Raw genomic sequence first — 14,261 nt, 5'->3', positions numbered from 1 at the left:
AGGTAAGAAATGGCAGATGACAAAAATGAATATAATGATGAGTATCAGTTTTCTGATTTGGATGTCATTAGTCCGGATTCAACAGATGAAGACACTCAGGTAGCTGGCGGTACAGCTGCTGGAGAGACACGTAAAGTAAATGTTAGACGAAATGCATTGATAGCAGTCATTATTATAGTGATTGTTATGCTTGCCTATAAATTTCTGGGACCCGTTTTTACGGGTAAAACTCCACCTGATAGTAGTGTTCCGCCACTGACAACGGCGACTCCGCAACCGCCGGCACCACAAATTCAACCGATTACACCCGCACCAATAGTACAGGCTCCTCCTCCGGTTGCACCCTCACCTACCGTTGACAGTCCGCAAATCAACCAAAGATTATCAGCGCTTGAGCTCAGCCAACAAAATCTACGCTCAGAAATGGATTCAGTGAACAATCAATTAAACAGCATCAGCGCAAATTTCAGTGAGCTGGCTTCCAAGATAGCAGAGCTTAACCAGACATTAACCGTTCTGGCATCAAAAGTGGAGCAACAATCGAATGAAATTGCTATACTAACAGTAAGAACCAAGCCCAAACCAGTTAAACGAGTGGTAATAAGAAGACCCCCTCCACCCACCTATTATATTCAGGCTATCATTCCTGGAAGAGCTTGGTTAATTGCACAAAATGGGTCTACAATTACCGTAAGAGAGGGAACCAAGGTAGTCGGTTATGGTGTGATTAAGCTGATTGACTCCAGGCAGGGAAGAGTATTAACCAGTTCAGGTCGGATGATTAGATTTAGTCAGCAAGATAGTTGAGGCGAACATGGCTGGAAATGGTGGCGGCGGTCCTATTGCCTGGCTGGCGAACCAGGCTGATATATTAACAAATATTGCCAATAATCTGATACCAGTTGAACGTCTGGTTACAGGGGCTGCTTACCTGATAGGAGTGGCGTTTGCGTTTAAGGCAATATATAGTTTAAAAGTATATGGCGAAGCCAGGACGATGATGTCGTCTAATACCAGTATCAAAGAGCCATTAGTCTATATGATAGTTGCCGCTATATTTATTTACTTTCCTACGGGGTTATCCATTATGTTGATGACTACGTTTGGCGAGAGCAGTATTATCCAGTATGCTCCTGTAAATAGTAATAATCAGGCTATCAATACACTTTTTGGTAGTGGAAGTACAGTAGGACGGCCGCTATCAATAATAATTCAAACGATTGGGGTAATCGCTTTTGTCAGGGGATGGGTTCTGATCGCGCGGGCTGCTTCACAGGGACAGCCACCAGGAGGAACTGGAAAGGGGTTGGTGCATGTTTTTGGTGGGATTTTAGCGATGAACATTGTACAGACGTTACAAATCATCAATAATACAATTTATGGTACAAATTAATAGCTTCAAAGAGGAGAAATCACAGTGAACAAGTCGTTAAAATACAGTTTAAAGAGCCTTTTACTATTTACTGCATGCCTTGGTCTGGTGGTGTTTGCAGGGGAGGTAGCTGCTGCAGGTAAGACACTTGGTAATATGGCTACAAGTATTACCAATTCATTTACCAGCCTGGCTAAATTAATTACCGCAGGTTCTTATCTGGCTGGATTGGGTTTTTCAATTGGTGCCATTATGAAATTTAAACAGCACAAGGATAATCCAACCCAAATCCCGATAGGTACCCCTGTTGCCTTGGTATTTATTGCTGCAGCTTTACTGTTCTTGCCTTCCATTTTGGGAGTTACAGGCCAGACAATGTTTGGTGAAGCTGGTACTGTGGCTGGTCCTACTGGTACGATTATCGGTACCCCTGGTGGTGGTTAATTAAGGCCTGCTTAAAAATCAGGAAGCCCTTCAAAGGCTTCCTGATTTTTTAATTGCAAACGTCCAGTTGCATTTATTTGACAAGTGATCGATTCAGAGCAGAAATATAAACATTATGAGCCATGAAAGATACTACTTAAGTGACATTAAACTTGGAAGGTTATTTCATACAGAATGTGCCATTGTTTCTCTGGATTAAAAAGAAGCTATTTTAATTTATCAATTTGCGAGCATCTAGATGGCTGGTAATCAAGAACGTCGTCAGTTAAAGCTTGTAGCTAGTCCAGGTTCCTGGCGATTGTATTCTGCCAGAAAAGCGGATGAGCGTTTTAAATCATATGAGCTAAAGGTATTTCAGCGTGATCGCTATACCTGTCAGTTCTGTGGTTTTCAAGCCAGGTTATTCCAGGAAGTAGTTAATCTTGATTGTAATTTTACCAACAATCGGCTATCTAATTTGGTAACCGCCTGCTGCTTTTGCGCCCAGTGCTTTTTTGTTGAATCTGTAGGAGTTGGTGGGTATGGGGGAGGGACTTTAATCTATCTGCCAGAGCTTAGTCAGCCTGAGGTTAACAGTTTATGCCATGTTTTGTTTTGTGCGATTACCAATGATACCGGTTATAAAAGCAGTGCGCAGAATATTTATAGAAGTTTTAAATTTCGTTCTCAAGTTGTTGAAGAGAAGTATGGGGAGGGTACCAGTGATCCTGCCATATTTGGGCAGTTGATTATTGATTCAGGTGCTACGACAGAGGTAGCAGATAAATTATTTAATAATATTCGTTTGCTTCCTTCCAGGGCAAAATTTCGTAAGCAGATTGAGCGATGGGCTGCAAGTGCTTTGGAAGAAATTACTGAAAGTAAGGAATCACTTGCTTGATGTGTGAGGAAGGATGGTATTAAATTAAGAATTAGTTTGGCTTTATTATCTGGAATTCCCGCCTTGCGTTGGCGATGAGTCAGGATGGTAGAGAAAATAGATTAAGGGATAGTTAGCTGTTCTTGATTTAACCTTATTGTTGAATGGTAGGAATATTAAATGGGAAAATGGGCAGAGTCATTTTTTGAAGGTGTTGATACCTTTTTTGCCTGGTTAAGTACTTCGTTGAAGCAAACAACAGAAGCCTATTGTGACTTGGAGACTGCTGACAGCCCCACTGTCCTTGTTAATCATGATGGTTCTTTATTATCAATTTTAAAAATTGAAGGGGTTACTGCACTGGCCGGCGCTGAAGAATTCGATCGTTTGGTAGAAGGCTTAAGTAACGCTTTTCAGGCAGCGATGGGCAGGCCTGGTCATGCCTTGCAAGTTTATTTTAGCCATGATAAACAAAATATATTAAAAGTTATACGGGATATTTATACGCCTGCAGAAGCTACTGCAACACGATTGGAATTATCCCTTGATGATTTATTTACTGAAAGGGTTAATTTTTTGGCGCAATACTGTGCTGAAGAACGTGTGTATTTTGTACTTTATACCCGTCCTTATAATCTATCGTCTGATCAGTTGAAAGCGGCATCCAGAGCCAAAATGAAAATGCTTAAGGATATTAAAGCGCCGCCTTTTAAGAATTCCCAAACCATTTACGCTGCTATCCCTGAATTAAGAGATACCCATGAAGCTTATGTAAGAGCTATTCTTAATGATCTTGATGCGCTTAATATCTATGCCACGTTAATGGAAGTACATGATGCTGTTCGGGCAATCCGAATGACGGGAGATCCTGATTTTACTGCAGATGATTGGCGGGCTACTCTTCCTGGAGACAAGATATATCCCCGGGAAGTTAATGGTTTTGATGGCGATCCTTCTGATTTATTGTGGCCCTCCCTGGCCAAACAGGTTATCCCTCGTGATGCTGAAACATTGGATTTACGTACAGTCAAGGTGGGGGACAAAATATACTCTTCGGTGTTTATTGATTTATTTCCTAAAGAAATCAGAGCTTTCATGAGTTTATTTGGCCGTATTCTGCCATCGCATGTGCCTTGGCGGATTTCGTTTTTGCTGGAAAGCGAAGGGCTGAATACTATCAAGCTTAAGGGATTGCTGGCTGCTATTTTAAGTTTTTCTTCTGCTCAAAATCGCCTGATAAGTGATTCAGTAAATTTATTAAAATATCTGCAGTTGAATACAGATGATGCAATAATCCGTTTACGCGTTGTGGCAACGACCTGGGCACCAGAAAACCAGCTGCCTCTTTTAAGAAGGCGCAGTTCGGAATTAGTCAAAGCGATTGAGGGGTGGGGTTCAACCGATGTTTCCGAGATTTGTGGTGATCCTTTTGCTGGATTTACATCAAGTATGCTGGCCACTACCTTAAATAGTGCAGCAGTACCCTCTGTTGCTCCTTTATCTGATGTTATTTCCATGTTGCCTATCACCAGACCAGCTTCTCCCTGGCAGACAGGAGCTTTACTCTTTCGTACACCTGATGGTAAACCATGGCCATTCCAACCCGGCTCTACGCAACAGACTACCTGGATTGATTTGGTTTATGCCAGGCCCGGTTCAGGTAAATCTGTTTTATCCAATGCCTTGAATTTGGCTCTTTGTTTATCTGGAGGCCTGACTCGTTTGCCGCGGATAGCGATTATTGATATTGGGCCTTCAAGTAGTGGGTTAATTTCGCTGCTTAAAGAAGCACTTCCTGCTTCCAAGCGTCATTTAGTTGCTTATCATCGATTGAGGATGACACCGGATTATTCAATTAATCCATTTGATACTCAACTTGGTTGTCGTTATCCGACAGCGATTGAGCGCTCATTTATAGTTAACTTTTTGACCCTGCTAACTACGCCGCTTGGGGCTGCCAAACCTTATGATGGCATGGCTGATCTGGCGGGGATGGTGGTGGATGAACTTTATAAAAGTTTAGCCGATGAGTTTAACCCTACACCATACACACCAGGAGTTGAAGAGTTTATAGACAGTATTCTGGAGGAAATCGGCTTTGTCCGCGATTCAAAATCAACCTGGTGGGAAGTGACAGACTCTTTGTATTCAGCAGGTTTTGCTCATGAGGCCATGCTGGCTCAGCGCTATGCGATGCCTTTGCTTGCCGATGCGGCATCTATTTGTCGTACCCCTTCCATTGAGGATTTGTATGAAAAGGTTGTTGCACCGACAGGCGAGTCATTGATTGCTGCATTTTCAAGGATGATTTCCGGTGCTGTGCGGGAATACCCGATTTTATCGCGAGTAACTAGTTTTGATATTGGGGATGCTCGTGTTGTATCCCTTGACTTGGATGAAGTTGCAAAAAGCGGCGGCGATGCCGCTGACAGGCAAACCTCTGTAATGTATATGTTGGCCCGCTATGTACTGGCAAGGCATTATTATTTAACCGAAGAAAGTTTAACGAATATTCCTGAACAATATAAAGAATATCATAAAGAACGAGTGATGGAGATTCGGGAAGACCCTAAACGAATAGTTTATGATGAATTTCATCGTACCGCAAAATCATCTGCTGTACGCGATCAGGTTATAATTGATATGCGTGAAGGCCGTAAGTGGAAGGTGCAAATTGCCTTACTCTCCCAATCCGTAGATGATTTTGACTCAGTGATGATTGACTTTAGCACAGCCATCTATGTAATGGATGCTGGCCCCTCTCAGGCGGTGGAGAAAACCAGCCAAATTTTTGGTTTATCCAATACAGCCAAGGTTGCTCTTCGTACGAGAGTACATGGGCCGCGGCAGGGAGGAGCGACTTTTCTCGTGCAGTATGCAACAAAAAGTGGTGTGAATGTGCAATTGCTGACCCTTACGTTGGGGCCTGTGGAGTTGTGGGCTTTTAGTACGACCGCCGAGGATGCTACTGTGCGTAATCAGCTTTATCGGCACTTGGGGCCGGCAGAGGCAAGAAGGTTGTTAGCTGCTTTATTTCCTAATGGTTCAGTGGCTAAAGAAATAGAAGCACGTCTGGCTTCGATGAAAGAAGAATCAGGGCTTATTGAAGAGGACGCGAAAGCGAGCGTGACGGAAGAATTGATTACTGACATCCTTAATGCCTATGCAAAAGATCCGAATGTGAAGATACTACCTGCAAAGCTTCATTGATTTATTCTCGGTAGCTGCAACTCTTGTATACTCGACTTTAGCCATTTTATTTGTGGAATGGATTATCCAAGGCTTGCAATGCTTATTAAGTTTGTTGGAACGCATAAAGAGTATGATCAGGTAAATGCTTCGGAGGTTGAAAATGCCACACGAAACTAACCATCCTCTTGACAAGGTTTGAGACTAGATTCCGCGCATACAGCGCGGTACGTAGGCTCTGGTTCCAATTGCCAACAAACCCTGATTTATGTAATGTAAAATTTTGGAAGAAGATAGAGTACACAAGCAGCACATCAGGCCCTATATGAGAGTTGTAGTCATTGTCGGTTAAATAATTTACAAAAAGGCTAACTGTTGATATGATGGAAAAATGAAACTAACGCGCCGACTTTTTAATTGCCTAATGATTGTGAGTCTGGTTTTACTTTCGTTAAAACCATTGCTTTCCTATCACCCTATGCAACCATATTCTGGTCATCAATATGCCACTAATAGTAAATGCCAGAGTAGGGCACCGGCTGTGTCTTATTGTCAATCCTCAATGTGTTATACCCTGAGCGAAAATAAGCTTGAAAATAATTTTTATCTGTTGATTCTCACAGGATTTCTTTTCTTTATATACGCTCGGCTAAGTCCCGAATCACCCTGTTCACGGCTATTTAAGCCGCCTATCTGCCTCTAGTGTCTCGTCACGAGACCCTAGGTTCTATAAGACTCTATTGCTGTGGAAGTTGCTGGTATTTCTATCTGATGCCTGGATTTAAAATCAGTCATTTCCTTAATGCCAAGAAACTTTAGGACTCAATCAATAAACAACTCATGTCTACCCTATGGAAGTAGCTGCTCTTATCAATCATGAGCGCAGGTTCCAGCCTGGAAGACAGGAGTAATTCTTAACATTTATTTGTTGATTAATGAGGAAAAAAATGAAAAAGCAGAAAGCTTTATTAGCTGTATTAACATTGATGCTTGCCTCCAAAGCGGTCTTTGCATTTTCTTCTGGTTTTGAGGGCACAAATCCAGAAGCTATCATGCATTTTATCCAGGGCAATAATCCTGTGGTCTACCTGGCTGTATTTTTTGGATTAGGTATTTTATTGGCTTTTACACCCTGTGTATTACCAATGATACCTATTTTGTCTGGAATAATCGTTGGGCAACATAATTTGTCAACAGCCAAGTCAGTTAAATTGTCATTGAGTTATGTTTTTGGCATGGCAATCACTTATGCTATGGCTGGAATGGTAGCGGGTTTAATGGGCAGCACGTTGCAAACGTTAATGCAACGGCCTGCTGTTATTATCGCATTTAGTTTATTGTTTGTCTTAATGGCTTTATCCATGTTTGGTTTGTTTGAACTGCGGGTGCCTGCGAAAATGAATGCAAGGTTAAGTAATTTCAGCCAAAAGACAAATAAACATACCTTTATTTCAGTGGCCTTGATGGGTGTTATTTCTACGCTGGTGGTATCGCCTTGCGTTACTGCGCCTTTAATTGGTGTATTAACTTATATTGGTCAAAATGGTCAGGTTTTCATGGGCGGGTTAATACTTTTTATCATGGCTTTAGGAATGGGAGTTCCTTTATTAGCGGTAGGAGCGGGATATGGTTCTTTCTTACCCAAATCAGGACCATGGATGGAAAAAATAAAGCAATTGTTTGGTGTTATTATGTTTGCCATGGCGATCTGGATACTTGGCCGTGTATTACCTGAAAATGTAAGCAAGCTGCTATGGGCTGGCTTATTAATCATCAGTGGTTTTATTTTGGGGCGTTTCAGATTGCAATCTCAAAGCCATTGGTTTGCTCGCCTGGTACAAGGGGTTGCTTTTGCAGGCCTTATTGCAGGGAGTAGCATGGCTTATCTGACTGTTACTAAAGTTATTTACCCCGCCATGAATGAGAAAAACGCTGCCCATGCTCCCTTTATTGAAGTGGATAGTTTGCATGCTATAAAGAAAAAACTTGCTACGGCAAAAAAAGAACATCAGGCAGTGTATGTCGAATTCTATGCAACCTGGTGTAGTGATTGTCAGGCTATGGAAACCAAGGTTTTTAATCAACCTGAGGTAGTGAAAGCAATGACAGGGTTAATTAATCTAAAAGTTAATCTGAGTGACAGTAGCAGTGAAGAAGTACGCAACATTAAAAAAGCTTTCTCTATTTATGGTATGCCAACAATGTTATTCTTTAATAAGAAAGGAGAACATCTAACTCATCTGAATGCTGTTGGCTCTATCAATCAACAAGAGTTAACTGCTCTGTTGAAACAGATTAAGACTTAACTGGCCCGGGTTGGTCTCTCAAATTTTGGGAGACCTTTCCTCATATTTCAGGGAACTGAACAGGAATATTGGCCTCTTATATGTTGTTAATGCTGCAAACGTGCTCTGAACGATATTATTAAAGTCTGACGCTGCTACTCTTCAAATCGTCATGTCAATTGGTTAGAGTTATACTATTAGGAATTAAGGATGGAATTCTATGTGTACCAGGGCATTATATATCAGTGACGATAATTTGGTTATTACCGGTAGAAATATGGATTGGAAAGAAGATATGGCATCGAATCTTTATCTTTTTCCAGCAGGGATTCAGCGTAATGGCTCAGCGGGTAATAATTCTGTTCAATGGCGATCTAAATATGGAAGTGTTGTTACTGCCGGATATGATGCAGGCAGTACAGATGGAATGAATGAAAAAGGGTTAGTTGCCAACCTGCTCTACCTGGTTGATTCCTGCTATCCTGAACCGTTGAAGTCGCGCCCTGATTTGGCTATTTCAATGTGGCTGCAGTATACCCTGGATAATTTTGAAACAGTTAAAGACGCTGTCGATATTCTGAGAAGTGAACCGTTTAACTTATTACCCGTTCTATTGCCTAATGGTGATTTATCGCCATTACATCTGTCTTTATCTGATTCATCTGGTGATTCTGCAATATTTGAGTATATTGACGGCAAGCTCTGTATTCATCATGGGAAAGAGTATAAGGTGATGACTAACTCGCCTCCTTATGATCGGCAAATTATATTAAATGAATATTGGAAAGAGATTGGAGGGTTAATATTTTTACCTGGAACAAATCGCTCAGCTGACCGTTTTGTCAGAACCTCTTTTCTATTGGACAAGATACCCAAGAAACTTATTCCTCAATATATACGAGGTATACCAAAACAGTCCTTTACCTATCAGGCTGTAGCTGAGGTATTAAGTCTTATGCGGGCCGTGAGTGTGCCACTTGGCATTACTACACCAGAACAGCCTAATATTTCATCGACTATATGGCGAACAGTTTCGGATCAAATTAATTTGACTTATTATTTTGACTCTGCGACCAGGCCAAACACTTTTTGGGTGGATTTTGCTAACCTTGATTTTAGTCCCGGCAGACCAATAAGAAAGTTGAGACTTCAGGACGGTGAAATTTATGCAGGGGAAGTTTCTGCTGAATTTAACGATAGCGAATCATTTTCATTCTTATCGGTTTGAAAATTAAATTTTCTTGTTTGCGCGAAACCAGTTTAAGGCAATTAATGTGGCAGAATCAAGAATGTTCAACTCATCCATCAACTGATAAACCTTATCTCGCTGGATAACATAGGTCATGATTTCTTCATCTCCTATTCCATACAAACCACTTTGAGGAATGTCTTTGATTTCAGCATAGTAAATATGCACTTTTTCTGTCATCAGGCCAGGGCTTTTGTAGGCAATGGCAATGGTTTGCAGGGTATTGAGTTCCAAACCAGCTTCTTCACGGGCTTCTTTACGGACTATTTCTTCTGGCTGGTTATTGTTATCGATTGTGCCGGCGATACATTCCAGAATAAAAGGATCGTCTTTTGTTTTATTAAAAAAAACCCCAGGCCGAAATTGTTTACATAAAACAAAACTATCAATTGCAGGAACGTAGATGAGCACAAGAATTGAATCCGCACTGTGTACTACCTCACGTGTCTTAAGATGAATATATTCTTTTTCAGGGTTAAGGCTTGGAATGGTTAATTCATAGTTACAGAGCTGTAAATAACCTTTGTGTATCAGTTTCTTCTTTATTATCTTGATTTTGTTTTTCATTGCTTTATTTTAGCTGGTTAAATAAGGCAAGGATCAGGTAACTTTTTCCTTAAGGAAAAAGCCTGTCAGAATGCCAGGGCTAAACGGATTAATCTGATTTTGAGTTCTTAGTAAATATCTGCCGGAGTTGCCATTTATTTCAAATAAAATTTGCAGACTGGCGCTGTCTTCACCATCGACAAGCACGTTCACTTTCTGCAGCATTTTAAAGAAAGCCCAAGGCCCTGCCTCTTCCAGCTCGTAGTGGCTGCCCTCTATGGAATCCAAACTTAATTTAGCATGCGTTTGAGGCCAATTGAAATGGCCAAAGGATTCACTGTTCTGATTGTCTGTCAGCGTGTTGCTGCCAATCGTTAATTTCAAACTGGAGACAACCGGGTCAAGGTTGATTTTCTGTAAGCTAAACTCAATTCTGCTATGTTGACTATCAGGAGAGAAAAACATATTGGTGATAACGTTTGCCCGAATTAATTCGTTAATTATGTCGTTGGAAATGGGCATGATATAACCGTTGACTTCCTTGGGCTGCCATTGAGGCGAAGAGGTATCGAGAAATGGTTTAAGATAATTGGCAACGAAGTTGTTAAGCGTACCGCGAGGAGAAAAGAAGTGATCAAAGTCAGTAATATTCACTTCATTATCCGTACTGTTGAGAGGGTAGCGGTTGGCAAGACTGTCCCTGTACTCGGTATAAACAGTCTGCTGCCATTGATGATTGAGATAATGTTTGCTGGCGGTTATGAAAATAAACCAGGTATCATCAGCAATTTGTTTAGCCCATGCATCAACAGGTTCTGGCAACTGCCTTGCCCGGTTGTACAATGCACTCAGTGGATCAGATAAAGCCCCTCCTTGAAAACGGGCTTTGGTTAACTCAAAAGCGGTACGTCCTTGATCATTAACCAGGGAAAGGGTGGTGAGGAATTTCTCCAGCTCATGAATAGTGAGGCTCAATTCGTTGATAGCAGAGTTGCTCATCAAATTCAGGCTGGTAAATTCATTGGCTATTTTTTGATTAAACAGGGTGGTACTCTGATTGGCTTCCGGGCTTGTATGTTGTTGCATAAGCTCTACAAGCCTGGTAACTGAATTATCCTGTTGTAAATTCTGAATAAGTTGTTTTCCTTGCTGATAATCCTGATAATGCAGGGGGATTGTTCTTTTTATAAAATTTTTCCACCACGTTACATACTCAAAACAGTAAGCTTGCTCCAGTTGGCTTGGCAGATTAACAAGATCCTGACGTGCCAAAACCCAGTTTTCACGTTGCAGCATAGAGGAAATTTCAGGTAATCTGGCAATCGTTTCTTTAAATCCTGCTTTGGTATAATAAAATGGCAGTTTCTTGCTGGCTAGCTCAAAACCACTCACGCTAATTTCTTGCTGGGAGGAAGAAAAATTATTTTTTGCCAGCGAATAATATAAATAAGTAACGGGTAAAGCATTTAAATAATTACGGGTATCACTTACTAGTTGCCTGTTAATGGCCACTGGCTGAAACGGTTTTCTTAACGCATTTTCAAGCAATAGCAAGCGTTTTTGCAGGTTAGTCTGATCATTGGCTTTCCAGTGCTCATTAAACCAATGAATGACCTCTTTTTCTGAGTAGTGTTCAGGTTCCCCAAGCATGAGATAAATTTTTAATGCCTGGTAGCGGGCTATTTGAGTTTGCGCAGGATCAGCAATAATTTGTTCGATGCCACTGACTAATTCGGGCAGAAAGTCGCTATGTAAGTGGGATTTGGCATGACTATAGAGTTGGGTTTTTAACTGCTCAACGGCGGGCACAGATAAAATATTGCCAGGGATTTGTTGTAATTTGGTTGCGGCGAGTGATAAATGGTAAAGGGCTGGGGTTTTGTTGCTTTGGCCGATTAAGGTTTCATAGCGAATTAATTCTTTACTCGCCTCATCCAATAACCTGGATGTTTTGTAATGTTGCTGGATAAGCCCAACAAGGGAAAGACAGGCAATACTGGCTGCCAACCCAATGAGCCATTGCTGTGTTGTGCTTGCTTTGGCAATATAGCGTTTAGTTTGATCCTGAAATGCCCTGATTGCTCCTTCAATAAAGTAAGCCCGGTAATTATTAGATTGCGGAAATCGATCTTGTATGGTTAATGCGTATTCATGCTGAATTTTTTTATTGAGTTTGTCTACGCTTACCCCGCCTTGTTCTGCACTGGTAAAATAAATGGATTGCAGACGAAACAGTTGGGCGGGTAAGTTTTGTATGAGTGATTGCACGGGCACCCGTAAGCTTGCAAGTTGCAAGGGGAATTCTCGGATAAGCGTACGTTTCACGCTCGAACGGGCAGGGTGCAATTTATTAATGATTTGCTGCCCAAGGACCTCGATCATCTGGTCAAATTGCTGCCGATAATGATCAAGCATTTTGTTTCTTTGCTTGTTGGATTCCAGTGAAAATCCAAGTGGTTTTATCAGTTCATTCGCATGGTCAGTCTGAAAGAAATCACAAAACCCCGCCAAGGCATCCAGCTTGGTAAGAATAATCGCTGTATCTACAGGATAGTTCAGGCCCTGACCAAAACGTTCCAGCAATTGTGCATGGGATTTACATAAATCCAATAACGGGACAGGCTCGGCAAGTAATAATTCACTGCTGTCCACACACAACATAAGGCCTGAAATCCTTACGTTACGGTGGCAGTGGTTGAGTTGTTTCAAGGTATAGGCGATCAGGTTATCACTTTGATTTAACCAGGATTCACCTAACTCTAAAATAACCCCATGCTGATTGTAAAAAAGATTGGCATGGCTTTCTATTTCAATGGGATAATGGGTTAGATGGCTCTGACGAAGTAATGAGGTTTTACCCTGATGAATTTTTCCTGTAACCAGCAAAAAAGAAAGAGCATTATGCTGCGGTTTCAGGAAATCCAGAACTTTTTTTAATGCATCACAAATTGCAGTTAATGAGTTATCCATTAATCATCCAGCTTAGTTGTTACTGCATGTCCAAACTGGACAACTTTGGCCTGATTTGCCAATAAGATATGGCTAATAAAGTAGCCACCAACAAGAATTGTCAAGGCAAGTATGGAGCCTGCAATCAGTGGTTTATAATTTTGTGGTAATGTGTCAATTTTTTTTTGATCCTTAAATAACTGATGAGGTTTGTTCACGCGATGCTGTTTGATTAATTGATATAATTCTTCAATCAGGTTATCGAGAATTTGTCTTCCATCAGCACGCCCGTGTTGCTCGCCTTCAAATCCTGTAATCAAACAATAATATGCCAGTTCGATTAAATCCAGGTATTGGTTGGGTTTTTCTTTAAGGTAATTAACAATATCAAAAAAGCGACGCTGTGGACCCGCTTCATCATGAGAGGAGGGGGTAAAGGCTTTAAATTCGGCTGCTTTTCCGTAAAGGCGGAGGTAATTTTTTCCTAACAATTCGTCAATTGTTGCACAAAGCAAATAATGGGCAATTGCATCCAGTTCTTCTGGATAGGCTTTGCTGTTTAACCGACTATGAAAGGCCCTGAGTTCGTGTTCTATGTTCTCTCGAATACTGTTGAGCGATGGCAATGAAGGGCTTATATAAAGCCGTTCCAGCAGAGATAACAGCGGGCCTGCTGCAGCTACCAGCGGATTGGTTGTGAAAGGGGCAATAAACAATTTAGAACGATAATACCCTTGAGGCATTTGCCGGATGCTGGGTAATGACAGTCGGCTAACAATAGAGGCCGAAAAGCGTTCGGCTGTCATGAATTCACTCCAAATGTATTAATCACCGAGATTTTTGCAGTTCGGATGCCTGGAGGTCATCTGAAGTGTGCAAGTTAAGATAATACGTTATCTAAACAGGGTTGTCGATAACAGAGTAAACAGTACTTTAAACAGTTAGTCAAGTGCTGGAAAATGGCGCTCCACCCAGGCATCACCAAGGTATTCAAAACAATCCTCGAGAAAATCAGCCAGTTCATCAGGACTAAGCTCATGTTCAGAACCGATAGTCTCAACATGATGGTGGAAATAATCGGCAAAATAATGCTGACAAAAATCGACATAATCAGGGGTATGGAGGATAAAACAGTGCCAGACCTCATCCAGGCGCAGCAATGGACCAAATAAATAGGTCAGGCGATGGCTCTTTTGACGGCAGGCATTCAGCCACATCCAGGCTAACAGATCGTTAAACAGCTGTTGGCCTTCCTGATAAGAAATATCGGGATGATGATGGCAAAAATAACGAACTACTTGTTCATTTTGATAAGCAAGCAGTTCATCAAGGACAGGCAGTTTCATTAACGACAACAGCTTTTTAGCC

Annotated in this window: 11 protein-coding genes; 7 read left to right on the top strand and 4 right to left on the bottom strand. The window is 41.4% G+C overall.

Annotated features, from left to right (window positions below; all coding sequences use genetic code 11):
* The first annotated feature begins 9 nt into the window (after nucleotides 1-9).
* The 7 genes from icmG to E1O65_RS01335 all read left to right on the top strand — a co-directional run bounded on the left by icmG (nucleotide 10) and on the right by E1O65_RS01335 (nucleotide 9,377).
* On the top strand, nucleotides 10-807 hold the full coding sequence (gene icmG / locus E1O65_RS01370) for a type IVB secretion system protein IcmG/DotF (protein WP_133131803.1): 798 nt from the start codon (nucleotides 10-12) through the stop codon (nucleotides 805-807).
* Between the two features lie 7 nt (nucleotides 808-814).
* Nucleotides 815-1,393, top strand: a complete 579-nt coding sequence (locus E1O65_RS01365; RefSeq protein ID WP_133131802.1) for a type IV secretion protein IcmC — start codon at nucleotides 815-817, stop codon at nucleotides 1,391-1,393.
* An 84-nt stretch (nucleotides 1,394-1,477) separates the two neighbouring features.
* A complete protein-coding gene (locus E1O65_RS01360) occupies nucleotides 1,478-1,816 on the top strand; it encodes a type IV secretion protein IcmD (protein ID WP_242601512.1) in 339 nt (112 codons plus the stop codon).
* A 238-nt stretch (nucleotides 1,817-2,054) separates the two neighbouring features.
* Nucleotides 2,055-2,696: a type IVB secretion system protein IcmJDotN gene (icmJ, locus tag E1O65_RS01355; protein ID WP_133131800.1), complete on the top strand. Its 642-nt coding sequence runs from the start codon at nucleotides 2,055-2,057 to the stop codon at nucleotides 2,694-2,696.
* Between the two features lie 159 nt (nucleotides 2,697-2,855).
* Nucleotides 2,856-5,885, top strand: coding sequence for a type IV secretion protein IcmB (locus E1O65_RS01350; RefSeq protein WP_133131799.1), 3,030 nt, complete (start codon nucleotides 2,856-2,858; stop codon nucleotides 5,883-5,885).
* A gap of 926 nt (nucleotides 5,886-6,811) precedes the next feature.
* Nucleotides 6,812-8,170 carry a protein-disulfide reductase DsbD gene (dsbD, locus tag E1O65_RS01340; RefSeq protein ID WP_133131798.1) on the top strand — a complete coding sequence of 453 codons (1,359 nt, stop codon included), beginning with the start codon at nucleotides 6,812-6,814 and terminating at the stop codon, nucleotides 8,168-8,170.
* Between the two features lie 199 nt (nucleotides 8,171-8,369).
* Nucleotides 8,370-9,377 (top strand): linear amide C-N hydrolase, encoded by a 1,008-nt coding sequence (locus tag E1O65_RS01335; protein WP_133131797.1) that lies wholly within the window; start codon nucleotides 8,370-8,372, stop codon nucleotides 9,375-9,377.
* Nucleotides 9,378-9,380: 3 nt separating this feature from the next.
* Here the strand turns inward: E1O65_RS01335 and E1O65_RS01330 are convergent, their stop codons facing one another.
* The 4 genes from E1O65_RS01330 to E1O65_RS01315 all read right to left on the bottom strand — a co-directional run bounded on the left by E1O65_RS01330 (nucleotide 9,381) and on the right by E1O65_RS01315 (nucleotide 14,239).
* Nucleotides 9,381-9,965 (bottom strand): NUDIX domain-containing protein, encoded by a 585-nt coding sequence (locus tag E1O65_RS01330; protein ID WP_133131796.1) that lies wholly within the window; start codon nucleotides 9,963-9,965, stop codon nucleotides 9,381-9,383.
* A gap of 33 nt (nucleotides 9,966-9,998) precedes the next feature.
* Nucleotides 9,999-12,914 (bottom strand): type IVB secretion system protein IcmF, encoded by a 2,916-nt coding sequence (icmF, locus tag E1O65_RS01325; protein ID WP_133131795.1) that lies wholly within the window; start codon nucleotides 12,912-12,914, stop codon nucleotides 9,999-10,001.
* On the bottom strand, nucleotides 12,914-13,699 hold the full coding sequence (icmH, locus tag E1O65_RS01320; protein ID WP_133131794.1) for a type IVB secretion system protein IcmH/DotU: 786 nt from the start codon (nucleotides 13,697-13,699) through the stop codon (nucleotides 12,914-12,916). Before icmH ends, icmF begins: the two co-directional genes overlap by 1 nt.
* 135 nt (nucleotides 13,700-13,834) lie before the next feature.
* A complete protein-coding gene (locus E1O65_RS01315; protein WP_133131793.1) occupies nucleotides 13,835-14,239 on the bottom strand; it encodes a hypothetical protein in 405 nt (134 codons plus the stop codon).
* Nucleotides 14,240-14,261 lie beyond the last annotated feature (22 nt).

This window comes from Legionella sp. W10-070 (assembly GCF_900640175.1).
In the GTDB taxonomy this organism is placed as follows: Bacteria; Pseudomonadota; Gammaproteobacteria; order Legionellales; family Legionellaceae; genus Tatlockia.
The sequence above is the reverse complement of the archived record's forward strand: the minus strand, read 5'-3'. Positions and strand labels throughout refer to the sequence as shown.